This is a genomic window from Erythrobacter westpacificensis, from assembly GCF_039542285.1.
Taxonomy (GTDB): Bacteria; Pseudomonadota; Alphaproteobacteria; order Sphingomonadales; family Sphingomonadaceae; genus Alteraurantiacibacter; species Alteraurantiacibacter westpacificensis.
In genome coordinates, this window is the sequence record NZ_BAABHV010000021.1 from 176,966 (window position 1) to 199,114 (window position 22,149).

The 22,149-nt window shown below is 63.9% G+C and carries 26 protein-coding genes; 9 read left to right on the forward strand and 17 right to left on the reverse strand.

The features are described from left to right. Positions 1–8 precede the first annotated feature (8 nt). The 3 genes from ABFX23_RS13680 to ABFX23_RS13690 are packed head-to-tail and all read left to right on the forward strand — an operon-like array spanning position 9 to position 2,115. Positions 9–347 (forward strand): hypothetical protein, encoded by a 339-nt coding sequence (locus ABFX23_RS13680; RefSeq protein WP_346033564.1) that lies wholly within the window; start codon positions 9–11, stop codon positions 345–347. Positions 348–394: 47 nt separating this feature from the next. After that, the gene (gene atpD, locus ABFX23_RS13685) at positions 395–1,852 is read left to right on the forward strand and encodes a F0F1 ATP synthase subunit beta (RefSeq protein ID WP_346033565.1); all 1,458 of its coding nucleotides are present in this window, start codon (positions 395–397) and stop codon (positions 1,850–1,852) included. Positions 1,853–1,857: 5 nt separating this feature from the next. Beyond that, positions 1,858–2,115, forward strand: a complete 258-nt coding sequence (locus ABFX23_RS13690) for an ATP synthase F1 subunit epsilon (protein ID WP_119585092.1) — start codon at positions 1,858–1,860, stop codon at positions 2,113–2,115. Between the two features lie 136 nt (positions 2,116–2,251). Here the strand turns inward: ABFX23_RS13690 and ABFX23_RS13695 are convergent, their stop codons facing one another. After that, entirely contained in the window at positions 2,252–2,533 is a 282-nt protein-coding gene (locus tag ABFX23_RS13695; RefSeq protein WP_346033566.1) for an HNH endonuclease, read from the reverse strand. A 56-nt stretch (positions 2,534–2,589) separates the two neighbouring features. Here ABFX23_RS13695 and ABFX23_RS13700 point away from each other — a divergent pair, with 56 nt between their 5' ends. Continuing rightward, positions 2,590–4,107 (forward strand): glycosyltransferase family 39 protein, encoded by a 1,518-nt coding sequence (locus ABFX23_RS13700; protein WP_346033567.1) that lies wholly within the window; start codon positions 2,590–2,592, stop codon positions 4,105–4,107. Here ABFX23_RS13700 and ABFX23_RS13705 read toward each other — a convergent pair. Continuing rightward, positions 4,037–4,942 carry a DMT family transporter gene (locus ABFX23_RS13705; protein ID WP_346033568.1) on the reverse strand — a complete coding sequence of 302 codons (906 nt, stop codon included), beginning with the start codon at positions 4,940–4,942 and terminating at the stop codon, positions 4,037–4,039. The genes ABFX23_RS13700 and ABFX23_RS13705 overlap by 71 nt on opposite strands. 57 nt (positions 4,943–4,999) lie before the next feature. Beyond that, positions 5,000–5,905: a DMT family transporter gene (locus ABFX23_RS13710; protein WP_346033569.1), complete on the reverse strand. Its 906-nt coding sequence runs from the start codon at positions 5,903–5,905 to the stop codon at positions 5,000–5,002. A gap of 163 nt (positions 5,906–6,068) precedes the next feature. Here ABFX23_RS13710 and ABFX23_RS13715 point away from each other — a divergent pair, with 163 nt between their 5' ends. Then, positions 6,069–7,082, forward strand: coding sequence for a glycosyltransferase family 2 protein (locus tag ABFX23_RS13715; protein WP_346033570.1), 1,014 nt, complete (start codon positions 6,069–6,071; stop codon positions 7,080–7,082). Further along, positions 7,079–8,734, forward strand: coding sequence for a hypothetical protein (locus ABFX23_RS13720; RefSeq protein ID WP_346033571.1), 1,656 nt, complete (start codon positions 7,079–7,081; stop codon positions 8,732–8,734). The genes ABFX23_RS13715 and ABFX23_RS13720 overlap by 4 nt, the downstream gene beginning before the upstream one ends. On the opposite strand, the gene ABFX23_RS13725 is transcribed toward ABFX23_RS13720, so the two are convergent. Genes ABFX23_RS13725 through ABFX23_RS13735 form a run of 3 tightly spaced genes read right to left on the reverse strand, consistent with a single transcriptional unit; the run spans position 8,731 to position 10,844 of the window. Beyond that, positions 8,731–9,759, reverse strand: a complete 1,029-nt coding sequence (locus tag ABFX23_RS13725; protein ID WP_346033572.1) for a DUF354 domain-containing protein — start codon at positions 9,757–9,759, stop codon at positions 8,731–8,733. The two genes, ABFX23_RS13720 and ABFX23_RS13725, sit on opposite strands and share 4 nt — an antisense overlap. Next, a complete protein-coding gene (locus tag ABFX23_RS13730; RefSeq protein WP_346033573.1) occupies positions 9,760–10,638 on the reverse strand; it encodes a hypothetical protein in 879 nt (292 codons plus the stop codon). It abuts the gene before it with no gap. Positions 10,639–10,670: 32 nt separating this feature from the next. Beyond that, entirely contained in the window at positions 10,671–10,844 is a 174-nt protein-coding gene (locus tag ABFX23_RS13735) for a hypothetical protein (RefSeq protein ID WP_346033574.1), read from the reverse strand. Positions 10,845–10,906: 62 nt separating this feature from the next. On the opposite strand from ABFX23_RS13735, the gene ABFX23_RS13740 reads away from it, so the two are divergent. Then, entirely contained in the window at positions 10,907–12,436 is a 1,530-nt protein-coding gene (locus ABFX23_RS13740; protein ID WP_346033575.1) for a TadA family conjugal transfer-associated ATPase, read from the forward strand. A gap of 134 nt (positions 12,437–12,570) precedes the next feature. On the opposite strand, the gene ABFX23_RS13745 is transcribed toward ABFX23_RS13740, so the two are convergent. After that, a complete protein-coding gene (locus ABFX23_RS13745) occupies positions 12,571–12,804 on the reverse strand; it encodes a hypothetical protein (protein WP_120076622.1) in 234 nt (77 codons plus the stop codon). A 77-nt stretch (positions 12,805–12,881) separates the two neighbouring features. On the opposite strand from ABFX23_RS13745, the gene ABFX23_RS13750 reads away from it, so the two are divergent. Then, positions 12,882–13,811 carry a DMT family transporter gene (locus tag ABFX23_RS13750; RefSeq protein WP_346033576.1) on the forward strand — a complete coding sequence of 310 codons (930 nt, stop codon included), beginning with the start codon at positions 12,882–12,884 and terminating at the stop codon, positions 13,809–13,811. 64 nt (positions 13,812–13,875) lie between these two features. After that, positions 13,876–14,001 carry an entericidin A/B family lipoprotein gene (locus tag ABFX23_RS13755; RefSeq protein ID WP_120076624.1) on the forward strand — a complete coding sequence of 42 codons (126 nt, stop codon included), beginning with the start codon at positions 13,876–13,878 and terminating at the stop codon, positions 13,999–14,001. A 58-nt stretch (positions 14,002–14,059) separates the two neighbouring features. On the opposite strand, the gene ABFX23_RS13760 is transcribed toward ABFX23_RS13755, so the two are convergent. The 10 genes from ABFX23_RS13760 to ABFX23_RS13805 all read right to left on the reverse strand — a co-directional run bounded on the left by ABFX23_RS13760 (position 14,060) and on the right by ABFX23_RS13805 (position 21,998). After that, the gene (locus ABFX23_RS13760; RefSeq protein WP_346033577.1) at positions 14,060–14,659 is read right to left on the reverse strand and encodes a DUF938 domain-containing protein; all 600 of its coding nucleotides are present in this window, start codon (positions 14,657–14,659) and stop codon (positions 14,060–14,062) included. Continuing rightward, positions 14,656–15,126 (reverse strand): ABA4-like family protein, encoded by a 471-nt coding sequence (locus tag ABFX23_RS13765; RefSeq protein WP_346033578.1) that lies wholly within the window; start codon positions 15,124–15,126, stop codon positions 14,656–14,658. The genes ABFX23_RS13760 and ABFX23_RS13765 overlap by 4 nt, the downstream gene beginning before the upstream one ends. Continuing rightward, positions 15,116–16,102, reverse strand: a complete 987-nt coding sequence (locus ABFX23_RS13770) for a bile acid:sodium symporter family protein (protein ID WP_346033579.1) — start codon at positions 16,100–16,102, stop codon at positions 15,116–15,118. The genes ABFX23_RS13765 and ABFX23_RS13770 overlap by 11 nt, the downstream gene beginning before the upstream one ends. An 18-nt stretch (positions 16,103–16,120) precedes the next feature. Then, a complete protein-coding gene (locus tag ABFX23_RS13775) occupies positions 16,121–16,834 on the reverse strand; it encodes an NAD(P)H-binding protein (RefSeq protein ID WP_346033580.1) in 714 nt (237 codons plus the stop codon). After that, entirely contained in the window at positions 16,827–17,987 is a 1,161-nt protein-coding gene (locus ABFX23_RS13780; RefSeq protein WP_346033821.1) for a deoxyguanosinetriphosphate triphosphohydrolase, read from the reverse strand. Before ABFX23_RS13780 ends, ABFX23_RS13775 begins: the two co-directional genes overlap by 8 nt. Before the next feature lie 108 nt (positions 17,988–18,095). Continuing rightward, complete coding sequence (locus ABFX23_RS13785) at positions 18,096–18,788, reverse strand: aspartate/glutamate racemase family protein (RefSeq protein WP_346033581.1); 693 nt, start codon at positions 18,786–18,788, stop codon at positions 18,096–18,098. Between the two features lie 88 nt (positions 18,789–18,876). Beyond that, positions 18,877–20,328, reverse strand: coding sequence for an NAD(P)(+) transhydrogenase (Re/Si-specific) subunit beta (locus ABFX23_RS13790; protein WP_346033582.1), 1,452 nt, complete (start codon positions 20,326–20,328; stop codon positions 18,877–18,879). 2 nt (positions 20,329–20,330) lie between these two features. Further along, positions 20,331–20,612 carry an NAD(P) transhydrogenase subunit alpha part 2 gene (locus ABFX23_RS13795; RefSeq protein ID WP_120076631.1) on the reverse strand — a complete coding sequence of 94 codons (282 nt, stop codon included), beginning with the start codon at positions 20,610–20,612 and terminating at the stop codon, positions 20,331–20,333. A 127-nt stretch (positions 20,613–20,739) separates the two neighbouring features. Beyond that, entirely contained in the window at positions 20,740–21,858 is a 1,119-nt protein-coding gene (locus ABFX23_RS13800; protein WP_346033583.1) for an NAD(P) transhydrogenase subunit alpha, read from the reverse strand. A 17-nt stretch (positions 21,859–21,875) separates the two neighbouring features. Continuing rightward, positions 21,876–21,998 carry a hypothetical protein gene (locus ABFX23_RS13805; protein ID WP_346033584.1) on the reverse strand — a complete coding sequence of 41 codons (123 nt, stop codon included), beginning with the start codon at positions 21,996–21,998 and terminating at the stop codon, positions 21,876–21,878. Positions 21,999–22,149 lie beyond the last annotated feature (151 nt).

Here is a 22,149-nt window from a genome sequence, read left to right on the forward strand (position 1 = left end):
AATATCTCGTGAAAAAGCTCATCCTCGCTCTCCCGATCATCGCTCTTGCCGCCTGCGGCGAAGAACCCGCGCCCAAGCCCGCGCCCACCGAAGTGGTGGCTCCGGAACCGACCCCCTCGGCACCCGCACCCGACCAGGAGCTGTTCGCCGAGCTTTACGCCGCAGCATGCCCCGACAACGAGGCCGTCAACGAATCCATCTGCAAGCGCGCAATGGGTGCCGACACGGTTTCGTGCGAGTTCAGCCTCGGCGACGATGAATACATGCGCAACGATGCGACGCTCGAACTCGACGAATCCGGGGAAGCCTGGGCCATCGCCGACGTCGAAGCCGTCTGCACCCAGTAACTTGAACCCGAACCAGACATACATCTGAACGCCACAGGACACCCATCATGGCTACCGCACCTGCACTCAACCAGACCACCAACGGCTCCATCGCCCAGGTCATCGGCGCTGTCGTCGACGTGACCTTCGAAGGCGAGCTGCCCGCCATCCTTTCCGCACTGGAAACGAAGAACGGCGACTCCACGCTCGTTCTCGAAGTGGCGCAGCACCTTGGTGAGAACACCGTCCGTACCATCGCCATGGACGGCACCGACGGCCTCGTGCGCGGCCAGGAAGTGATTGCCACCGGCGCGCAGATCTCCGTGCCCGTCGGCCCCAAGACGCTGGGCCGCATCATGAACGTGGTCGGCGAGCCGATCGACGAGCGCGGCCCCATCGGCGCCGAGATGACCGCTCCGATCCATGCGGAGGCACCGGAATTCGTCGACCAGTCGACCGAAGCCGACATTCTCGTTACCGGCATCAAGGTGATCGACCTGCTCGCACCTTACGCGAAGGGCGGCAAGATCGGCCTGTTCGGCGGCGCTGGCGTTGGCAAGACCGTGCTGATCCAGGAACTCATCAACAACATCGCGAAGGGCCACGGCGGCGTGTCCGTGTTCGCCGGGGTTGGTGAGCGTACCCGTGAAGGTAACGACCTTTACCACGAATTTCTCGACGCGGGCGTTATCGCCAAGGACGAGGAAGGCAACGCCGTGTCCGAAGGGTCCAAGGTGGCGCTCGTGTTCGGCCAGATGAACGAGCCTCCCGGCGCGCGTGCCCGCGTGGCCCTGTCCGGTCTGACCATGGCGGAATACTTCCGCGACCAGGAAGGCCAGGACGTGCTGTTCTTCGTGGACAACATCTTCCGCTTCACGCAGGCGGGTTCGGAAGTGTCCGCCCTGCTCGGCCGTATCCCCTCGGCCGTGGGCTACCAGCCGACGCTGTCGACCGACATGGGCAACCTGCAGGAACGCATTACATCCACCAACAAGGGCTCGATCACCTCGGTGCAGGCCATCTACGTTCCCGCGGACGACCTGACCGACCCTGCCCCTGCAACCTCGTTCGCTCACCTTGACGCGACCACCACGCTGAACCGCGCCATTTCCGAACTCGGCATCTATCCCGCGGTGGACCCGCTGGACTCGACCAGCCGCGTTCTGGAGCCGCGCGTCGTGGGCCAAGAGCACTACGAAACCGCTCGCCGCGTCCAGGAAATCCTGCAGAAGTACAAGAGCCTGCAGGACATCATCGCCATTCTCGGCATGGACGAACTGTCGGAAGAAGATAAGCTCACCGTGCAGCGCGCCCGCAAGATCCAGCGCTTCCTCTCCCAGCCGTTCCACGTGGCCGAGGTGTTCACCAACATCCCCGGCAAGTTCGTGCAGCTGGAAGACACCGTGCGCTCATTCAAGGCGGTTGTGGACGGCGAGTACGACCACCTGCCGGAAGCTGCCTTCTACATGGTCGGCGGCATCGACGAAGCCGTTGAAAAGGCCCAGAAGCTGGCCGAGGAAGCCTAAGCATCATGGCATTGCACTTCGAACTGGTCACGCCGAGCAAGCTGGTCCGCTCCGAGGACGTCCACATGGTGGTAGTACCCGGCGCGGAAGGCGAATTCGGCGTGCTGGAGGGCCACGCGCCCTTCATGTCGACCGTGCGTGACGGCACGGTACAGGTCTACAAGACCGAAGGCGCCGCGCCCGAGAATATCGAAGTGCGCGGCGGTTTTGCCGAAGTGGGCGACAAGGGCCTGACGGTCCTGGCGGAGCACGTCGAGGACTGATCGTTCACGCAGCGAATTAAGAAGGGCGCCCGTTGCGGCGCCCTTTTTTGTGCGGGACATCCTCCGACATTTGGTTGTGCCCAAGGGAAATTTCGCGCTGCGCCAGCAAGCTTTTGCGAAAGGCCGTCACTACACCCTAGCGTTTCCGCCTCGTCGGTGCGTGGAAATCCGGCGGCTTGTCGGCAATCCATTCCAGGAACTTCGCGATCTCCGGATTTGCCAGCAAAGTCTCGCGCGCGCTATCGATGCGCGCCAGTTCGGCATTGGTAAAATGAAGGTGGATGGTGCGGTGGCAGATCGGATGGACCGGCACGGTATCGCGACCCTTCTTCGCCTTGGGCACCGTATGGTGCCATTGAACCCGGCGTTCCAGCGGCCTTTCGCAGAGCCAGCACCTGTCCGGTTTTTCCGCAGTCATAAGCGGTTCTTAACCATGTTTGCGCAAGGCTGGCCACCATGTCCGGCGATGCGCCCTTGACCGCTGCCCAGAAGACCCGCGCGGCGCCCGCCTGGCTGCACGCAGACGCGGTATGCCTGCTTTTGCTGGCCGTATTCACCTTCGCCCACCGCGCCGTCTGGTTCGGCGATCCGGTGGCCGATTTCGACGAGCAGCTCTACAGCTTCATCGGCTGGCGGATGCAATTCGGCGAATTGCCCTTCGTCGACTGGTGGGACCGCAAGCCGTTCGGCCTGTTTGCGATCTTCGGGCTGATCCATGCACTGCTTGGGCCGAGCGCGCTTGCCTATCAACTGGCGGCGGCCGCAGTCACCTCTGTCAGCGCCTGGCTGACCTTCCTCCTGGCGCGCCGCTGCGTCGACCGGGTCACGGCGACTTTCACCGCTGCCATCGCGGTGATGCTGATTGCTGCCTACGCTAATTATTCGGCCAACAGCGAGGTGTTCTTTACCCCGCTGATGCTGGGCATGGCGGTGCTGCTGGTAGATGGGGACCATCCGCGGTTCGCACGGCGCGCGATGCTGGCCATGCTGCTGGGCGGGCTGGCCCTGCAGGTGAAATACACGGTGCTGCCGCAGTGCCTGTTCTTCGGCTGCTGGGCCCTGTGGGTTGAATACCGGCGTGGCCGGTCCCTAGTCTTGCTCGCAGGTCTTGCCGCGATCATCGCGCTGCTGGGCCTTTTGCCGACCCTGGGCGTGGCGCTGTTCTACGCTGTGATCGGAGAGTTCGAGGCCTTCTGGTTCGCCAACTTTGCCAGCTTCTTCGAGCGCGCCGCCGCCCCGCAGGGGCGCTGGACGTCCAGCTTCTATGTCGGGGTGTCCCCGCTGGTGGTCCTGAGCGTGGGAGGCATATACGCCGCGTTCCGAATGAAACGGCCCGCGCCTTTCGGCGGATGGGCCTTTTTCGCTGCGTGGGCCCTGTCGGCGCTGGCCAGTGTGTTGCTGCCGAGCACTGTCTATCTCTACTACTACGCCGCTCTGGCGGCCCCCGTGGCGCTTGTGGCGTTGCCACTGCTGGACCGCACTGGTCCCTTGCGGATTGCACCTGCCATCCTTCTCTCAGCCGTGCTCCTCTACCTGCTTTCGCTGCCGGCCCGCTACGAAGAGTCGTTGGACCAACGAGAAGCGGCGCACCAACTTGCCGCCGCCATAGCCCCCCATGTCGATGACAAAGACAATTGCCTGTGGATCTGGGACGGTCCGACCGCGCTCTATCGCCTGTCGGAGAGCTGTGTGCCGACCCGATATGTTTACCCCGACCACCTGAACAATGCGCTGGAAGCGAATGCGCTCGAGGTTGACCAACTTGCTGAGGTCCGGCGTGTGCTGGCAACGCGCCCCGGCGCTATCGTTACGGCGGCCAGGGGCGTGACGATACGCAACCCCGAGGCAATGGAAATTGTGGAAGCGACCCTGCGACGCGACTACGAACCACGCCTGACCGTCAACATGCATGAGCGCGAAATCACCGCCTGGGTACGGGCTCCTGCGTCCGCACCCGCGTCTGCCACCACAGGAACAACCCCGCGCCGATGATGATCGCTGCGCCCAGCAGCGCCACGGCATCGGGGAAATCGCCGAAGAAGATCGCGCCCAGCGCCACGGCCATCAGCAACTGGCCGTAGGTCATCGGCGCAATCGTGCCCGCGCCCGCCCTCGCCGTGCCCATGTAGATCAGCCATTGCGCCAGCGTGGCGGAGCAGCCGATGAAGGCGCAGCGCGCGATGATGGTCCAGTCCGGCCAGTGCATGGTGAAGCCTTCCACCCCGCTGTAATGCCCGGCCGCGGTGGCAAGGATCAGGAAGACCATCGCCGTCACCGACATCCAGTACTGCATGGAGAGCACGCTGGCGCGCCCGTGAACCTTGCGGTTGAGGATGATGGCCACGGACATGCCGGTTGCCCCCACCAGCGGCAGAAGCACGCCCCAGCCCGCCGTCTCGAACGTGGGCCGCAGCACGATGAACACGCCGATGCTGGCCGCCAGCGTTGCCAGCCAGGTGCCCAGCTTCGCCCGCTCCCCCAGGAACAGCATGGCCAGCACCGCGGTGATGATCGGCTGGGTGAAGAAGATGGACGTCGCTTCCGACAGCGGCATGACCCACACCGCCAGGAACATGCCTACGGCCGAACAGCTGATGGCAATGCCGCGCATCCATTGCAGGCCGGACCTGGGCGGCTTCAAAGAGGAAAGCCCGTGATGCCGCACCATCAGCACCGCCAGCACGAACGTGCCGACGACATAGCGCGTGGCCGCCATGGCCGGGGCCGGCCACTCGCCCGCCATCCCCTTGATGATCGCATCGCCGATGGAGAGGGTGCAAAACCCTGCAAGGGCAAACAGCAAACCCGCCCTGTCCGATTCCTGCATTCCGCGCCTCTCCATCCTGCGACGACGTCGCTTAGGGGTGCAAGCACTCGCTTGCAATCATCCCCGGTCCTTTGCGATCCGCTGCACGCGGCCATCCCGCCACAGCCACAGGCCAGCCGCGATGATCAGGGCCGCACCCAGCATGGCGATCAGGTCCGGCACCTCGGCGAAGAACAGGTAGCCCACCAGCGAGGCCGCGATCAGCTGGCCGTAAGTCATGGGCGCAACGCGCGCGGCGCCCGCCCTCTCCGTGCCCATGTAGATCAGCCAGTGCGCGGTGCTGGCAGTAATGGCGATGATCATGATGCGTGCAGGGACGTGCCATTCCGGCCACTCCAGCCTCAGGTCGGCCATGCCGCTGAAATGGCCCAGCACCATCGCCGCCACCAAGATCACGCTGGCGAAGATGGCGACATAGGCCTGCATGGCCAGCGCCGATCCGGTGCCCGCCACCGCACGGTTGGCGGTGACCAGGATCGACATGCCGAACCCCGCGCCCAGCGGCAGCAGCGCGGCCAGCCCGATCTCCGCAAAGTTGGGCCTCAGAACGATCAGCACGCCGACAAAGGCTACCAGCGTTGCCACCACGGTCTGCCAGCGAAGTTTCTCTTCCAGGAATACGGCGGCGAGGATGGCGGTGAACATCGGCTGGGTGAAGACTAGGGCAATCGCCTCTGTCAGCGGCATCAGCCAGACGCCCGCGAAAAAGCAGATCGTGGCAACCCCTACCCCTGCACCGCGCAGCCACTGAACCCCCGGACGGGGAATGGCGAACAGGGCGCGCGGCCCTTCACGCCAGACCAGCAACAGCGATAGGCCCAGCGCGCCGAGGCAATAGCGCAATGCCGCGATGGCCGTGGGTGCCCAGGCCCCGTCGATGCCCTTCACTATGCTGTCGCCGATGGTGAGCGTGCAGAATCCGGCCAGCGCGAACAGCAGCCCTGCCCGATCGGATTGTTGCATTGCGACCTGTCCTTCGTTGTCGAAAAGGCCGCTTAGTGCTCGCAGGCAGGCCGGGCAATCGCTTTCCCGTACCGTCCTGCCCCCGAATTTTACGAAGCGTTAAACGGTCATGCTTAACAAAGCCCTATGGCGTGCCCTCGCGGGCACCGAAGCCGGGGGCCCAATGACCAAGCTGATTATCCAGATTCCCTGTCTGAACGAAGCAGAGACCCTGCCGGCAACGCTGGCCGCCTTGCCGCGCCGCGTGGCGGGCGTGGACGTGGTGGAGTTCCTCGTGATCGACGACGGCAGCGACGATGGCACCGCGCAGGTCGCGCGCCAGTGGGGCGTGCATCACGTCGTCACCCACCGCCGCAACCGCGGCCTTGCCGCCGCTTTCCGCAGCGGCGTGGACCGCGCGCTGGCGGAAGGCGCCGATATCATCGTCAACACCGATGGCGACGGGCAGTACGAAGGAGGCGACATAGAAGCGCTGGTGACGCCCATCCTGCGCGGGACAGCCGATATCGTGATCGGCGATCGCGGCGTTTCCGACAACGCGCATTTTTCGCCCGTCAAACGCATGATGCAACGCGTGGGCAGCGGCGTGGTGCAGCATCTTGCCGGCACCAGGGTTTCCGATGCCGTCAGCGGGTTTCGCGCGATCAGCCGCGATGCGGCGCAGCGCATCAACATCACCACCGAGTTCAGCTACACCACCGACATGCTGATCCAGGCCGGGCGCAAGCGCATGGCCATTGCCACGGTTCCCGTGCGCACCCACGCCGCCGCGCGCCCCAGCCGTCTGTTCAAGTCCGTCCCGCGCTTCGTGATGCAGACCGGCATCACGATGGCGCGCAGTTTCACCGCCTACAAGCCGCTACGCGCTTTCGTGGGCACCGGATCGATCATCGCCTTCATCGGCATGCTGCCCATCGTGCGCTTCCTTTGGTTCTGGAGCCAGGGCGACGGCAGCGGACACGTGCAATCGCTGGTGATCGGCGGCGCGCTGCTGGTGCTGGGCACGCTGGTCGCGATCATGGGCATGGTGGCAGACCTGATCGCTGCGAACCGCAAGCTGATGGAAGAGAACCTCGCCCGCACGCGCAAGCTGGAGGACATGGTGGCCGAACTTCAGGCAAGCAGTGCCGCCGCGAGCACGCCTGACGCCTTCCCGCGACGTAAGAGTGCCTCATGACGACCGCGACCCTCGCAGAGCCTGCTCCGCACCGTACCGGACACCGCGTCACAGAACGAAGCACCGTCATGTTCCTGACGGCGCTCGCCATCGTCGCCCTGCTCCAGGTCGCGCTCGTCTTTACCAAGAGCATCAATTGGGACGAGTTCTTCCATTTCAGCGAAATTCATGCCCGGCGCGCTGGCGAACCGGTCGACTGGCTGCAGACGCCTTATAGCTACTTGTTCGGTTTCGTGACCCGGTTGCCCGGTTCGGTGATCGACCATATCCAATACACAAGGCTGCTGATCATGCCCTTCGAGGCGCTGCTAGTGGCATCGGTAGTGGTGGCGGCACGGCGGTTCGTCGACTGGGGGCCGGCGCTGGCTGCTGGATTGATCTATCTTTCGGCGGGCTATGTTTTTACCCAGGCTCTCTCGCTGCGCGCGGATATTATTGCCGCGTCGCTGGTCATGGCAGCGGTCGCCATCGGGCTTCATCAACCACTTCGCCCGCTAACGCTTTGTGTCATTGCGTTGCTTTGCGCGCTCGCCTTTGTCTCGACGATCAAGATCCTGCTCTACCTGCCGGTTGTGCTTGGTGTGCTCGTCGTTCGGCGCGATTCCGTGCTCGTGGCGTGGCCAGTAATTTCGGGGCTAGCCCTTGCATCTGCGGCGCTAGCGGTGTTCGTCGCTATGGCCTATCCCGAAGCTCCGGCCTATCTCGTCGACAAGCTGGGGCGGTCGGCGGCACGTATGTTCGGTGGAGATTTGCTGCCACAGGGTCGTTACGCCGTCCGGCAAATTGCAATGGCCATTCCCTTCGCGCTCGTGCTGGTAGCTTTTATTCCGTGGCTGGTACGCGCCTCGGCGACGCGCGCGGACAGGGCAGCGCTGGCGCTGTTCGTGCTGCCGGCCCTCTGGCCGCTCGTCTACTTCAACGCCTACCCTTATTTCTACGCCTTCATGCTTCCCCCGGTCGCGGTTGGTCTTGCCCCGGTCGTGGCTACCGTCATCCAGCGATATGGCGCAATGTCAGTTGCGATCGCCTGCGCGCTGAGCGCGATACTCCTGTTCGCGCTGGAGCCACGGGACCAGTTGGGCGTGCAAAGAGCATTCGATGCCGAGGTGCGCGAGATATTCCCTCGGCCCGTTCGTTACATTGACGACAGCGGGATGATCGGGGACTACCCCCGTGCAGTTCCGCATTATGCTTCGGGTTGGGCACTGGCAAAATATCGACGGGCGGAAGTGGCCGAATATCGCGCGAGCGTGCTGGAGCGACCTGTTCCTCTGCTGATCGCAAATTCCCAGTCGCTGGCATTGGTGTTCGATTTGACCGGCACGCCAAATTTGTTGCTGGCAGAAGACGCCGAATTCCTCCGTGCCAACTATCTGCCTCATGGGGGGATGATCTACGTCGCCGGCAAGCGCCTCGCTCCAAAAGAGCGACTGACTGGTGAATTACTGCCTACGCCCGGCACGTACCGCGTTGAAGGCGGGCCGATGAGTATCGACGACCGTGTACTATCGCCCGGAGCGATAGTGACGCTTTCACAGGGACGGTATGATTTTGCAAACCTGTCGGATACACCGGCCGCACTGCGCTGGGCCGAGGCGGGAGAACCGAGAAACACGGACATCGCCTTGCGCGACATGTTCACTGATTTCTAGCGCGCGTGTCGCTCGATAGCGGCAACGATATAGGTCGCGAGGTTGCCCTTTCCGGCCAGATACCCTTCGCGCTTTGCTTCGAAACTCTCCTGCTCGGAAGGCTCCAGCAAACGTTCCACTTCAGTCAGCAGCGCATCCTCGCCGGGCTGGCGCAGCGCCGTCACAAGACCATTGGCCGCGAGATCACGGGTCGTGCCCGGGTGGTCTGCCCCATCATAGATCGCCGGCGTGCCCAATAGCGCCGCCTCGTGCGCCATCGTCGCGCTCTCACCCACATACAATGCACATTTCGCCATCAAATGGTGCAGGTCCTTTGCCTCCCCCTGGTAGAGGTAAGGCTTCAAGTCGCCAGACAATTCTCTTTCGGTAGAAAGGATGACCTTTCCGCGCGCAGAGAGAAATTCCACCAGCGCTGCTAGCGTTCCATCACTCCACCCGGTCTTGCCGATGTCGTGGTTGGCCCCCCAGGCCACCGTGCGGATGAGGAAGCAATCCTGTCCGGGTTGCCAACCGGCCCGCCGCGCCCTCTCTTCATCGACCGTGAAATTGTCGGGGTGGAAGTAGGACAGTTCCTTGATGCCCGGAAACCGCGTGGTGCGGCCTTCGGGCGTTTGTCCCTGATAGACCTCGGGCACGTAGAGATGGGTGATGAATGGCCATGTCAGCCGGGTCTGCAGCTTGGCCGTGTCGGCCGCATAGAACGCGATGGAAGGGCGCCCCGTCAGCCAGCCCGCATGGGCAATCGCAACGCCGCCAAGGCCGATCATGACATCGGGCCGGAAACGCCGCACTTCGCGCCACATGCCGAAATCGCGCTGCACCAGTTCGCGGGCCAGCCCCATCGTGCCGGTTCCCTTGGCAGAGATCGTGCGGTGCGCGATGCCGAGTTCATCGAGCAATCGGCATGCAACGTCCTTCTCGCGCGACAGCACGAGCACCTCGTCCCCCCGCTCCCGCAGGCGCATGATGGGGTGATAGAACAGCAGCACGTCGGCAGGATGAACTATGTCGAACAGCACGCGCATTCAGGCGGTCTCCCTTGGCTTCATGCCCGCCGCGGCTACGACCGCCGAGGCCGTGACAAGGCCGACGAGGCGATTGACGGAAAGCGCCAGGAAAGCATTTGCAGGCGATGCTTCGATCAGAAGCGCCAGGACGGCGCCCGTCGCTTCGGTGACGCCAAGGCCCGCAGGCACGATACCCACCAGCGTCCCCACCACGGACACGCCCGAATAGGCAGCCGCCTGAGGCCAGTTGCCTGGCAGCCCGATCGCCAGGAAAATGATGTAGATGCGCAGGATGGTCAGCCCGATCAATGCCAGGCGGATCATGGTCAGGCGCAGAGCGAAGGGGGCCGGTCCTAACCGCGCGAGCCATGCAAGGCTGAACGCCGCGCCGCCCAGCGCCGCTGCCAGCGGCAAGGCAGCGAGCGGCCAGGGGAGGACGGCCGCCAGTGTGACCGCTACGGCAAGCGAAGCCCACAGGGCCCCGCCGGCAAGGATTGCCTGACTGCTTCTTGCCGCCCCTATTCCCAGCGAAGAAAGCTTGGCCCCTCGCAGGATCGCTCCGCCAGGCAGGGGCAGGAGGTTTGCCAGCATTGCCCAGCAGGTCACCTGCATTGCGCTGCCAAGGGGCATATCGCGCTCCAGCATCCGCGCGGTCACCTGCAACTCCACTGCGTTCAGTAAAAGCGCAGGAAGGATCAAGGGGATCAGGGCAAGCATCCAGCGCCAGTCGATCGCGGCAAGGGAGACCTGCGTCTCGCCAAGCGCCCACACGATCCCGGCAGCGAACAGCGCCAGAGCGGCCAGCGTCGCGATACGGCGGTGCCGAGCCAGCTTCTCCCGCGCGTCCACGATTCGTTGCAAACGAAGGGGGAAGGACCGCTCGGCCTTGTTTTGCATTGCTTGTGCCCCTTCCCTCATTTCGATCCCCTTCATAGCGTGATGATCGCATCTGTCGCGATGCGGCCCCGGAACGGGATCATCATTTTCGATGATGAAACGAAGCTCCGCATCCACTGGCGGTCGAAAGTCACGACCGCACGCGAATGCGACCTTAGCGACACAAACTTAACCAGTTCTTCACCTAAATTCGCAAGAAGCTGCATTCAGGAAATCCGCCGAAATCTTCGCGAAGACGGCCAGACTGGAACTTAGGGGGTTTGCGAGAATGAGCGCATTCGGACGCAAGAGTGGTGCAGGCGGCATGGCCAAGGGTGCCCGCCCCAGCTTTGGCGTGGCAAAGCCCATGCGCGGCGGAAGCAGCCAGCCGACCGGCAAGGCCTCCGAAGACCAGGGCGCACCCGTACCCGGTGGCGACCAGTTTCCGCCCATGCCTGCCGAAGGCGCACCGGTAGACGCCAAGCAAGGCGACGCGATGAGCCGGCTGGCCGATCGCTCCAACGCCGTTCACGACAACACCAGCGAGCTGGGCGGATTCGAGGCCAGCGTCCACAAGATCAAGGAACAGGTGCTCCCGCGCTTGCTGGAACGCGTCGATCCCGAGGCAGCGGCGACGCTGACCAAGGAAGAACTTTCCGAGGAATTCCGCCCGATCATCATGGAAGTGCTGGCCGAGCTGAAGGTCACGCTGAACCGCCGCGAACAGTTCGCGCTGGAAAAGGTGCTGATCGACGAGCTGCTCGGCTTCGGTCCGCTCGAAGAACTGCTCGGCGATCCGGACGTGTCCGATATCATGGTGAACGGGCCGGACCAGACCTACATCGAGAAAGGCGGCAAGCTGCAGCTCGCCCCGATCAAGTTCCGCGACGAGAACCACCTGTTCCAGATCGCCCAGCGCATCGTGAACCAGGTCGGCCGCCGCGTGGACCAGACGACGCCGCTGGCCGACGCCCGCCTGAAGGACGGTTCGCGTGTTAACGTGATCGTGCCGCCGCTTTCGCTGCGCGGCACCGCAATTTCCATTCGTAAGTTCTCCGAAAAGCCCGTTACCCTCGACAATCTCAAGGGCTGGGGCTCGATGAACGACAAGATGTGCACCGCGCTCAAGATCGCCGGTGCCTGCCGCATGAACATCGTCATCTCGGGCGGTACGGGTTCGGGTAAGACGACCATGCTCAACGCCCTGTCCAAGATGATTGACCCGGGCGAGCGCGTGCTGACGATCGAGGACGCGGCCGAACTTCGTTTGCAGCAGCCCCACTGGCTGCCGCTGGAAACGCGCCCGCCGAACCTCGAAGGCCAGGGTGCCATCACCATCGGCGACCTTGTAAAGAACGCCCTGCGTATGCGTCCTGACCGCATTATCCTCGGCGAAATTCGTGGCGCGGAATGTTTCGACCTTCTCGCCGCCATGAACACCGGTCACGATGGCTCCATGTGCACGCTTCACGCCAACTCGCCGCGCGAGTGCCTGGGCCGTATGGAGAACATGATCCTGATGGGTGACATCAAGATCCCGAAGGAAGCCATCAGCCGCCAGATCGCAGAATCGGTCGACCTGATCGTGCAGGTGAAGCGCCTTCGCGACGGTTCGCGCCGCACTACCAACGTCACCGAGGTAATCGGCATGGAAGGCGACGTGATCGTGACGCAGGAGCTGTTCAGTTTCGAGTATCTGGACGAAGGCGACGACGGCAAGATCATCGGCGAACACCGTTCGTCCGGCCTGCGTCCCTACACGCTGGAAAAGGCCCGCCAGTTCGGTTTCGACCAGGCCTATCTGGAAGCCTGCTTGTAGTTTGATTGCGAAGCCGCCTCCGCGGCTTCGTCCTCGCTAGACGCGCTTCGCTTCGCTGCGCGCCCGCTGCGGGCGGGCGTTCGCCCTTGCGGTCGGCCTCTGGCTGACCGTCCTCACTACAGACTTGTCCGTCATCAGGCTCCGCCGATCCAGCCGACACCGGCAAAGGCCATCAGGGCAAGTCCAGCGAAGCCTGTAAGCGCACCGATATCGCGCCACGGCATGATGCCGACGCGGTCGATGTCCTTGCGCCCTCGCCGCCTGTGCTCTCGCCACGAGGCGAAGGCGGATATCGCCAGCAGGGCCCCGCCCCACATTCCGTAGATCGTCGCTTCACTGGCGAACAGGATGAAATCAGGGAGGTGCATCGGTCGCGCGGATATGGGAAACCCGCCTTGCGCTGACAACGCTTGATCGCATCAGGCCAGGGCCTATGGCGCGAGGCATGACTTCCACCGCAAGAGACGACTCCAGCGACCGGCCCATGCTGGCGCTGCTGATGCGGCTGGCGGGCGTTGCAGGCTTCGCGCTGATGGCGGCATTTATCAAGCTCGCCTCGGAAACCGGCATCCACATCGCCGAACTGCTGTTCTGGCGGCAACTCGTTTCCATTCCCATCCTGCTCGGCTGGGCCGTGCTGGCCGGTGGCATCGTGCAGCAGCTTTCCACCAGCAGGCCCAAGGCGCACGGGGTTCGCGCCCTCTACGGCATCGTCGGCATGGTGCTCAATTTCGGCGGGGTAATCCTGCTGCCTCTGGCGGAAGCGACGACGCTGGGCTTCACCGCGCCGATGTTCGCGGTGATCCTGTCCATCGTCCTGCTGCGCGAGAGCGTGGGCGTCTGGCGCTGGTCCGCCGTGGCGGCGGGCTTCGTCGGGATCGTGATCATTGCCCAGCCGGGTGGCGGGCACCTGCCGCTTTACGGGGCTGCCGTGGCCCTTGGCGGGGCCTTCATGATCGCCCTCATATCCATCCAGATCCGCGACCTCTCCCGCACCGAGACGCCGCTGGTGATCGTGTTCTGGTTCGCCGCCGCGTCCGTCGTCGCGACATTTCCTTTCATGCTGTTCGTGCACGAACCGCTATCCGCCCACCAGTGGATGCTGGTGATCGGCATCGGACTTGCGGGCACATGGGGACAGGTGATGATCACCAGTGCGCTGCGGTTCGGAAAGGTCTCCAGCGTGATCGTGATGGACTATTCCAGCATCATCTGGGCAACCATTTACGGTTGGCTGTTCTTCGGCAACCTGCCGCCCCTGACCACCTGGATTGGCGCCCCGCTGGTGATCCTGGCCGGCCTGATCATCAGCTGGCGCGAACACGTGCTTGCCCGCCGCGCATTCGTGGATCAGCGACAAGCCACCGGAACCTGATGCAATCTGGGCGGTTGATAGGCGCAGTGACCTGACAGACTGGTCCGCAAAAGGAGAAGCCCCAATGCGCAAAACGCTGACCGCCGTAGTGGCTGCCGTTTTCGTCCTCTCGACCGCCGCCTGCAACACCGTGCGCGGTGCCGGTGAAGACCTCGAATCCGCCGCCGACGCCGTCGACGAGGAAACCTGATTTTAAAGAGCCCTTTTGAGGGTCGCAGGCGCCCGCCGGCTGTTTGTCGGCGGGCGTTTTACGTCTTGCGATAGACCAGCGTGAGATTGTTGGCGGGCATCGCGTGGCGCGCCGTGCGGTGCAGCCCGCTCGCTTCGGCAAGAGCGTCTATCCAAGCGAGATCGCGCAGGCCCCATTGCGGATCGCGCGCTTTCAGGCTGGCATCGAAATCGAGGTTCGACTGGGTCGTCTCGACATCGGCTTCCAGGAACGGGCCGTAAATCAGCAGCGGTGCGCCTTTGCCGAGGAGGCGGGCAGCAGCAGCAAACAGACCTTGCGTCGCCGCGCGCGGGCTGATGTGGGTCATGTTGACGCATAGCATGGCATCGGCCCGCTCTACCGGCCACTCAGGCGCGGACGCATCGAGTTGGATGGGCGCTAGGAGGTTTGCGCCCCCTTGTTCGTCCCGCCAGGCCGCGATCGAGGCAATCGCTTCGGGATCGGGGTCGGTCGGCTGCCATTGCCACTGCGGAAATGCGTTCGAGAGGTAGACCGCGTGTTCGCCCGTCCCTGCGGCGATTTCCAGCAGTATTCCGCCGCCCTCGGGCAGTTCCGTTTCCAGCACTTGCCGGATGGGTTCGCGGTTACGCTCTGTTGCCGGCGCGTATTTCTTGCTCATGTCCTGATTCGTGCTCCCTTGCGCCCGTTCTTGCGGGCCCGCCTCTCGCGGATGATGAACCACAGCAGCAGGCCCGCAGGTCCGGCAACGAAAGTCAGCAGCAGGACAGGGGCCTGCACCCAGCGTGAGAACCTTTTCTGGTCGGCATCCTTGGCGATCCAGAGCCCGGCGAACAGGTCCAGCGCGAGATAGTGGATCCAGCCCACCGTCACGCCGCCATCGGACATGAAGATGCTGCGCACGCCCTCTATAGTGGTGAAATTCGCGCCGCCACCGCCCTCCACGGGGTTCGCATCGACGAAGCCCCCCGTTATCAGCACCAGCAGGACCGCGTAAGCGAGGCATAGCAGCCCCACACCGGCGTAGAATACCGCGCTCTGCACGAAGGCGCCGCGCGGCAGCAGGATCAGCGCGGCCCAGCAGGCCATCACCCACAGGTTCGCTAGTCCGAAAAGGCTATCCCACATCGTCTTCGCCACTCCCTTGCCGCGCCCAAATACCGGCGAGGATAGAGCCTATCACCACATGATAGACCGATGAAATGGCCGATGGCACCGGGGCGAGCGCCGCCTGCATCGGGTTGGCGAACTGACCGGCGAAGCTGGGGGCAGACGCCAGGCTGGCCCCGAGGCCGGAATTCTGCATCCCTACCTCAATGCTGAGCGTGCGACACTCCGGCGCGGCAAAGCCCATGAGCCGTGGCACCAGGTAGCCGAGCGAGAAGCCCACGGCATGCAAGGCGAAGACGGCCAGCAACAGGACGCCGAAATGCGCTTCGATAAGCGGTTTCGATGCCCCGACGATGCCGCCCACGATCAGCACGACGACGATCACGGAAACCAGCGGCGAGACCTTTGCGACATCTCGCGTAACGCCCGGCAGCAAGCGCCGCATGGCCACGCCCAGCACGACCGGCACGAGCACGATCGCCACCATCTGCTGGAACAGCGCCCAGCGGTCTATCGCGATGAACACGCCGCCCAGCCAGCCTGTCAGCAGCGGCGTCATCACGATGGCCACCAGTGTGGAGGCCATGGTCATCGTCACCGAAAGCGCAAGGTTCGCGCGCGCGAGGTAGGCGACCACGTTGCTGGCCGTGCCGCCCGGGCAGCACGATACCAGGATCAGGCCCACCGCAAGGCCCGTTTCCAGACCGCTGGCAAGCGCCAGCGCCACGCCCGCCAGAGGCATGACGGTGAATTGCAGCACCACGCCTGCCGCGACCCCTCTCGGCATTTTCAGGACGCGGGCGAAGTCTTCCACCGTCAGCGTCAGCCCCATGCCCAGCATGATGACGCCGAGCAGCACGCTGATCAGCGATTGCCCAACCACCTGCGTGGTAGTGATCCACGTGAAGTGCGCAGGGACGATCCATGCCCAGCCAACGCCCAGCACGGTCCAGACGGCAAACAGCGCCGTGGCGCGCTCGACAAGTCGTTGCATCCCCTCCCCCGTCAGCGCCTAGCCCGACTGGGCCTCGGCTTTATCCGCCAGCGCCCGTCTGAAGTCCCGGATAAGCCGCATCATCGAATCATGTTCGTGCACGAACTGCCCACCTGCCTTCTGCACGGCACAGGCAAGTGCCGCATCTGCCACGTCGATCGCTTTCATCGAACGGTACTTCGTCCTCGAGCCCTGAAGGAAGAAATCGCCCAGCGGCGCGGCAACCTGCCCGAGCTTTTCCAGCGGGCGAGGGTCATCCTTCCGCTGGCCGCGCAGCAGGCCCGGTCGAAGGATATCCAGCCGCCGCAGCTTCAGAGCGCGCAAATCCTTTTCTGCCTCGCCCTTCACTTTCAGGTAGGCGTTGCGGGAAAAGGGATCGGCCCCGACGGAGGAAACCTGCACGAAGTTCTTGACGCCCGCGGCCTTGGCAGCCTTGCCCACTTCCAGCACGAGATCGTGATCGACCTCGCGAAAGGCCTCGTCGCTTCCCGCTTTCTTGCGCGTCGTGCCCAGCGCGCTGATGATGGCGTCGGGCTCAAGCTGGGTGATGATGCCCGGCCATTCATCGCTGCTCGCCAGCACCAGTTCCATGCGCACACCCGGCGGAAAGGGAATCTCGCGCCGCGCCAGCCCTTGCAGGCTGACATCGACGATATCGGGCGAGCGCGCGATGATGGTGCGGCCGATCAGGCCGGTCGCACCCACCAACAGGATGCGCCGCGCCTCAGACATTGGACAGCCCTTCCGGCCGCTCACCGTAGATGCGGGAATACTGGTTCATGGCAAAGCGGTCCGTCATGCCGGCGATGAAATCGGCGATGTGCCGCGCCCGCTCCGGCTGCGCGTCGGGCAGCGTTTCGCTCCAGCCCGAGTTCATAAGGGCCGGCTCCTGGTCGTATGCGACGTAGAGCTTGGCGATCACGCTGCGGGCAGCCTGCGCGGCGCGCTTTTGCGCCTCGTGGTGATAGAGATTGGCGTACATGAAAGTCTTCAGCGTACGTTCCTGCTTCGCCATGTCGGGCGAGAAGGTGGCGAGCGCGCAGCCTGCGCCGCGCACCTGCTCGACGCTGTCGATACCTTTGAGGTTGGCCCGTGTCGTTTCCAGCAGATCGTTCACCATCACTCCAATCTGCGAACGCACCATTTCGCGCAATTGCTCATCGCGGCGGGCATTGGGGAAGCGCTTTTCGACGTCGCGCCACAGGTCGGCGATGAAATCCAGTTCCAGCAGCTGGTCGAGTTCCAGAAACCCCGCGCGCAGGCCATCGTCGATGTCGTGGTTGTCGTAGGCAATGTCGTCCGCCAGAGCCGCCACCTGCCCTTCCAGCGAAGACCATTGCGACAGCTCCAGCGGGAAAGCCGCGTTCAGTTCCGTCAGCGCCCAGCCGGGCTGCGCGACCGGGCCGTTGTGCTTGGCCAGCCCCTCCAGCGTTTCCCATGTCAGGTTGAGGCCGGGACAATCACAGTAAGGCGCGTCCAGTCGCATGACGGTGCGCAGCGCATGTTCGTTGTGGTCGAACCCGCCGTGCCTTTGCAGCGCTTCATCCAGCGCGTTCTCGCCCGGATGCCCGAAGGGCGGGTGGCCAAGATCGTGGCTGAGGCACAGGGCTTCGGTCAGGTCTTCGTCCAGCCCCAGCGCGCGGGCGATCACCCGGCCGATCTGCGCCACTTCCAGGCTGTGCGTCAGGCGAACGCGATAGTGGTCTCCATCGGGCGCGACGAAGACCTGCGTCTTGCCCGCCAGGCGGCGGAAGGCGATCGAATGGATGATCCGGTCCCGGTCGCGCTGGAACGCGCTGCGCGGCCCACGTGCACCGTGGCCCGGCTGGTCGAATTCACGCCCGCGCGTTTTCGCGGGATCGGCGGCGTAGGGCGCACGGGACATGGCAGGAGGCAGCATGGCTGCTGGCTAGGTGAGCGCAGGCAGGCAGGCAACGGGAACAGCGCGCGAACGCCGCGAAATAGCGGCTATTCGCTGTCGATTATCCGCTGATTATTCGCCGATGATCCACTGGGCCGCCGCATCGGCATGGATCGCGGTGCAATCGTAGATCGGCAGGATGTTGGCATCCACGTCCACCACCAGCTCCAGCTCGGTACAAGCCAGGATCACCGCCTGCGCACCGTCCTTCTCCAGGTTAGTGAACATGGAGCGCAGGGACCGCTGGGCATCGCGCGTGGCGCGGCCCACCATCAGTTCCTCGTAAATGATGCGGTCCAGTTCCTCGACGTAGTTCATGTCCGGCGGCAGCAGGTCCACGCCGTGCGACACCAGCCGGCGGCGATAGAAGCTCTCGGTCATCACGTTGCGCGTGCCGACCAGGGCGGCGCGCTCGATCCCGTCGGCCTTCATCTTTTCGCCCACGCACTCGGCGATATGCATGATGGGGGTGGAAACGCGCGCTTCAACGTTGCGGTAAACCTTGTGCATGGAATTCGCGCCGATCACGATCATTTCCGCGCCTGCATCGGTCAGACGCTGCGCGCTTTCGGCGATCACATCGGTCGCGTGGTCCCAGTCTTCCTTGCTCTGCGCCCGGTAGACGCGCGCAAAATCGAGGCTCTCGATCAGCATGGGGGCAGAAGAGGTCGCGCCCACCTGCCGCTGCACGAAGCGATTGATGCGTTCGTAATAGGTGCGGGTCGAAACCCAGCTCATGCCGCCGATCAGGCCAAGTTTGCGCAAGGTCAGGATGCCCCCGTCTGGTTATTACTTTGGCCGGATTGGCCTGCGCCGTTCCCCGAACGTGTCACCCGCATGACTTGTTCCGGCGTCAGTCCAGCGCCTTGACGATTTCCTCGACCATCTTCTTGGCATCGGACAGCAGCATCATGGTCTGGTCCATGTAGAACACGTCGTTGTCGACGCCTGCATAGCCAACGCCGCCCATCGAACGCTTGATGAAGAACACCTGCTTGGCCTTGTCCACGTCGAACACGGGCATGCCGTAGATGGGGCTGGACTTGTCGGTCTTCGCCGCCGGGTTCACCACGTCGTTCGCGCCGATGATGAAGGCAACATCGGCCTGCGCGAATTCGGAGTTGATGTCTTCAAGTTCGAACACCTTGTCGTATTCGACGGATGCCTCGGCCAGCAGCACGTTCATGTGCCCCGGCATGCGGCCTGCGACGGGGTGAATGGCGTATTTCACTTCCACGCCGCGCTCTTCCAGCAGGTCCGCCATTTCGCGAAGGGCGTGCTGCGCCTGCGCCACGGCCATGCCGTAGCCGGGGATGATGATGACCTTCTCAGCCTGCTCCAGCATGTATGCCGCGTCCGCCGCGCTGCCCTGCTTGTAAGGGCGCTGCTCGCGCGGCTCTCCGCTGCCGCCGCCGCTGTCATCCGCACCGAAGCCGCCCGCGATCACGGAGATGAAGCTGCGGTTCATGGCCCGGCACATGATGTAGCTGAGGATCGCGCCCGAGGAGCCGACGAGCGCGCCGGTGATGATCATGGCGGTATTGCCAAGCGTGAAGCCCATCGCCGCCGCGGCCCACCCGGAATAGGAGTTCAGCATGGAAACCACGACCGGCATGTCCGCCCCGCCGATAGGGATGATCAGCAGGAAGCCAATCAGGAAGGCCAGCACCGTCACCGCCACGATCAGCGGCAGGGTGTCGGCAGGCCCGGCAAGGGCAAACAGCGCGGTCAGCACGATGATCGCGCCCAGCACGCCCAGGTTGATGACATGGCGACCGGGCAGCAGGATCGGCGATCCGCTCATCTTGCCCGAAAGCTTGGCAAAGGCGATGACGGAGCCGGAAAAGGTGATGGCACCGATGGCAATGCCGAGGCCCATTTCCACCTTGCTGACGGCGGAGATGCCGTCGCCCGCGAGCAGCCCGAAAGCGCCGGGGTTAAGGTAGGCCGCCCACCCCACCAGCACGGCGGCAAGACCCACCAGCGAGTGGAAACCCGCCACCAGTTCGGGCATTGCCGTCATGGCGATCTTGCGCGCAATTGTGACGCCTACGATGCCGCCCAGGAAAATGGCGATGCCGATCTCGACAATGTTGGCGATATCGTGCGTTACCAGCGTCGTGATGACGGCGATTGCCATGCCGATCATGCCGTTGCGGTTGCCCGCGCGGCTCGTCGCCGGGCTGGAAAGCCCGCGCAAGGCAAGGATGAAGAACACGCCGGCGACAAGGTAAGCAAGCGCCACCCACGGGTTTACCGGGCCGTGCGCGGCCACATCGGCGGCAGGAGCGAGGAAGGACAGCATGCTCACTTGTCCTTCTTCTTGTACATAGCGAGCATCCGCTCGGTAACGGCGAAGCCGCCGAAGATATTGACGCTGGCGAGCACCACGGCCGCCAGCCCCAGCCACTTGGCAACGTCGCTGCCGGCTTCCGCCGAGGCGATCAGGCCGCCGACGATGATCACCGAGGAAATCGCGTTCGTCACCGCCATCAGCGGGGTGTGCAGCGCGGGCGTGACCGACCAGACGACGTAGTAGCCGACGAAGCACGCCAGCACGAAGATCGAGAGGATTGATATGAAGTCCATTGTCAGGCGCCCCCTTCCGCGCTCTCGGTCGTAGTCATCCAGCGCCCCAGGTTCTGGCCGCCGATATAGGCAATGATTGCCACCAGGATGAGCACGATGATGAAGATCACCATGATGCCCTTACCCTTCACGAGGCTGCCCGTAGACGCGGGTTCACCACCTCGCCGCCGCGTGTGAGCCGGATGGCATCGCCGATTTCCTCGTCCAGCACGGGTTTGCCCGCGTCCTTGTCCCAGAAGGCGTTGAGGAAATTGAACAGGTTGCGGCTGAACAGCGCGCTGGCATCGGCGGGCAGGTGGGCGGGCGTGTTGGAAAAGCCCATGATGGTTACGCCGTGCTTCTCGACCAGCTGATCGGGCACGGAGCCTTCCACGTTGCCGCCCTGCGCCACGGCGAGATCGAAGATGACGCTGCCCTGCTTCATGCTGGCGATCTGCGCGTCGGAAACGAGGCGCGGCGCGGCGCGTCCGGGGATCAGCGCCGTGGTGATGACGATGTCCTGCTTGGCGATGTGTTTCGTCACCAAGTCGGCCTGCGCGGCCTTTTGCTCGTCTGTCAGTTCGGCTGCGTAGCCACCCTCGCCAGATGCTTCGAGACCCTCTGCGAACACTGGCTTCCCGCCGAGGCTCTTGATCTGCTCTGCCGTTTCGGGCCGCACGTCCGTGGCCGAAACCTGTGCCCCCAAACGCTTCGTCGTGGCGATGGCTTGCAGGCCGGCAACGCCCACGCCCATCACGAAGACCTTGGCAGCCGAGATCGTGCCTGCCGCCGTCATCATCATCGGGAAGGCGCGGCCGTACTGGTCCGCCGCCGCGATCACGGCCTTGTATCCGGCAAGGTTGGACTGGCTGGAGAGCACGTCCATCGACTGCGCGCGGGTGATGCGCGGCATGAATTCCAGCGACAGCGCCTCCAACCCGGCCTTGGCATAGGCTTCCACGCGCTCCCGCTGGCCGAAGGGATCGAATGTCGCCGCAACCCACGCGCCAGACTTCGCGCCGGACAGCGCGGCAACGTCGGGCGCCTGCACGCCCATCACCATGTCGGCATCTGCAACCACCTTTGCCACCGGGCCTACTTCGGCTCCGGCTTCGGCATAGGCGGCATCGGGGATGGCAGCGGCCTCGCCAGCGCCCTCCTCCACCGCAAGGCTCGCGCCCAGGGCAGCGAGCTTCTTGACCGTTTCGGGCGTGGCAGCGACGCGGGTTTCGCCCGCAGCGCGCTCTTTCAGGACCGCAATTTTCATCCCCCCCATGCGGCGCCTCAGGCGATCAGGATGATGACGAACAAGGCGATGGCGCTGATCAGCGGCACCGACCACTTGAGGGTGCCGATAAAGCTCTCGTAAGTGCCCTTGGCCGCCTTCATGTCGTGCGGGTTGCTCATGGTATGTCTTCCCTTTGGGGTTTGAACTGTTGCCCAATGTCCTATCGCTGCTTTCCTGCCTGCTCAAGTGCACAAAAGCGAAAGAACTGCCTTAATCGGCTCTTTACCCCCTCCTGCTAGGTCACAGGTGCGACATTCCGCACTCGGCGGA

Bases quoted from the DNA above. Each gene is read 5' to 3' on its own strand.
- ABFX23_RS13775 (WP_346033580.1), bottom strand. From the start codon at position 16,834: ATGTCTGAGGCGCGGCGCATCCTGTTGGTGGGTGCGACCGGCCTGATC.
- ABFX23_RS13695 (WP_346033566.1), bottom strand. From the start codon at position 2,533: ATGACTGCGGAAAAACCGGACAGGTGCTGGCTCTGCGAAAGGCCGCTG.
- ABFX23_RS13720 (WP_346033571.1), top strand. From the start codon at position 7,079: ATGACGACCGCGACCCTCGCAGAGCCTGCTCCGCACCGTACCGGACAC.
- ABFX23_RS13795 (WP_120076631.1), bottom strand. From the start codon at position 20,612: ATGGACTTCATATCAATCCTCTCGATCTTCGTGCTGGCGTGCTTCGTC.
- ABFX23_RS13800 (WP_346033583.1), bottom strand. From the start codon at position 21,858: ATGAAAATTGCGGTCCTGAAAGAGCGCGCTGCGGGCGAAACCCGCGTC.
- ABFX23_RS13705 (WP_346033568.1), bottom strand. From the start codon at position 4,942: ATGCAGGAATCGGACAGGGCGGGTTTGCTGTTTGCCCTTGCAGGGTTT.
- ABFX23_RS13765 (WP_346033578.1), bottom strand. From the start codon at position 15,126: ATGTGGGATAGCCTTTTCGGACTAGCGAACCTGTGGGTGATGGCCTGC.
- ABFX23_RS13780 (WP_346033821.1), bottom strand. From the start codon at position 17,987: ATGTCCCGTGCGCCCTACGCCGCCGATCCCGCGAAAACGCGCGGGCGT.
- ABFX23_RS13715 (WP_346033570.1), top strand. From the start codon at position 6,069: ATGACCAAGCTGATTATCCAGATTCCCTGTCTGAACGAAGCAGAGACC.
- ABFX23_RS13735 (WP_346033574.1), bottom strand. From the start codon at position 10,844: ATGCAGCTTCTTGCGAATTTAGGTGAAGAACTGGTTAAGTTTGTGTCG.
- ABFX23_RS13790 (WP_346033582.1), bottom strand. From the start codon at position 20,328: ATGCTGTCCTTCCTCGCTCCTGCCGCCGATGTGGCCGCGCACGGCCCG.
- ABFX23_RS13750 (WP_346033576.1), top strand. From the start codon at position 12,882: ATGACTTCCACCGCAAGAGACGACTCCAGCGACCGGCCCATGCTGGCG.
- ABFX23_RS13805 (WP_346033584.1), bottom strand. From the start codon at position 21,998: ATGAGCAACCCGCACGACATGAAGGCGGCCAAGGGCACTTACGAGAGC.
- ABFX23_RS13755 (WP_120076624.1), top strand. From the start codon at position 13,876: ATGCGCAAAACGCTGACCGCCGTAGTGGCTGCCGTTTTCGTCCTCTCG.
- ABFX23_RS13770 (WP_346033579.1), bottom strand. From the start codon at position 16,102: ATGCAACGACTTGTCGAGCGCGCCACGGCGCTGTTTGCCGTCTGGACC.
- ABFX23_RS13725 (WP_346033572.1), bottom strand. From the start codon at position 9,759: ATGCGCGTGCTGTTCGACATAGTTCATCCTGCCGACGTGCTGCTGTTC.
- ABFX23_RS13690 (WP_119585092.1), top strand. From the start codon at position 1,858: ATGGCATTGCACTTCGAACTGGTCACGCCGAGCAAGCTGGTCCGCTCC.
- ABFX23_RS13745 (WP_120076622.1), bottom strand. From the start codon at position 12,804: ATGCACCTCCCTGATTTCATCCTGTTCGCCAGTGAAGCGACGATCTAC.
- ABFX23_RS13740 (WP_346033575.1), top strand. From the start codon at position 10,907: ATGAGCGCATTCGGACGCAAGAGTGGTGCAGGCGGCATGGCCAAGGGT.
- atpD (WP_346033565.1), top strand. From the start codon at position 395: ATGGCTACCGCACCTGCACTCAACCAGACCACCAACGGCTCCATCGCC.
- ABFX23_RS13760 (WP_346033577.1), bottom strand. From the start codon at position 14,659: ATGAGCAAGAAATACGCGCCGGCAACAGAGCGTAACCGCGAACCCATC.
- ABFX23_RS13730 (WP_346033573.1), bottom strand. From the start codon at position 10,638: ATGCAAAACAAGGCCGAGCGGTCCTTCCCCCTTCGTTTGCAACGAATC.
- ABFX23_RS13710 (WP_346033569.1), bottom strand. From the start codon at position 5,905: ATGCAACAATCCGATCGGGCAGGGCTGCTGTTCGCGCTGGCCGGATTC.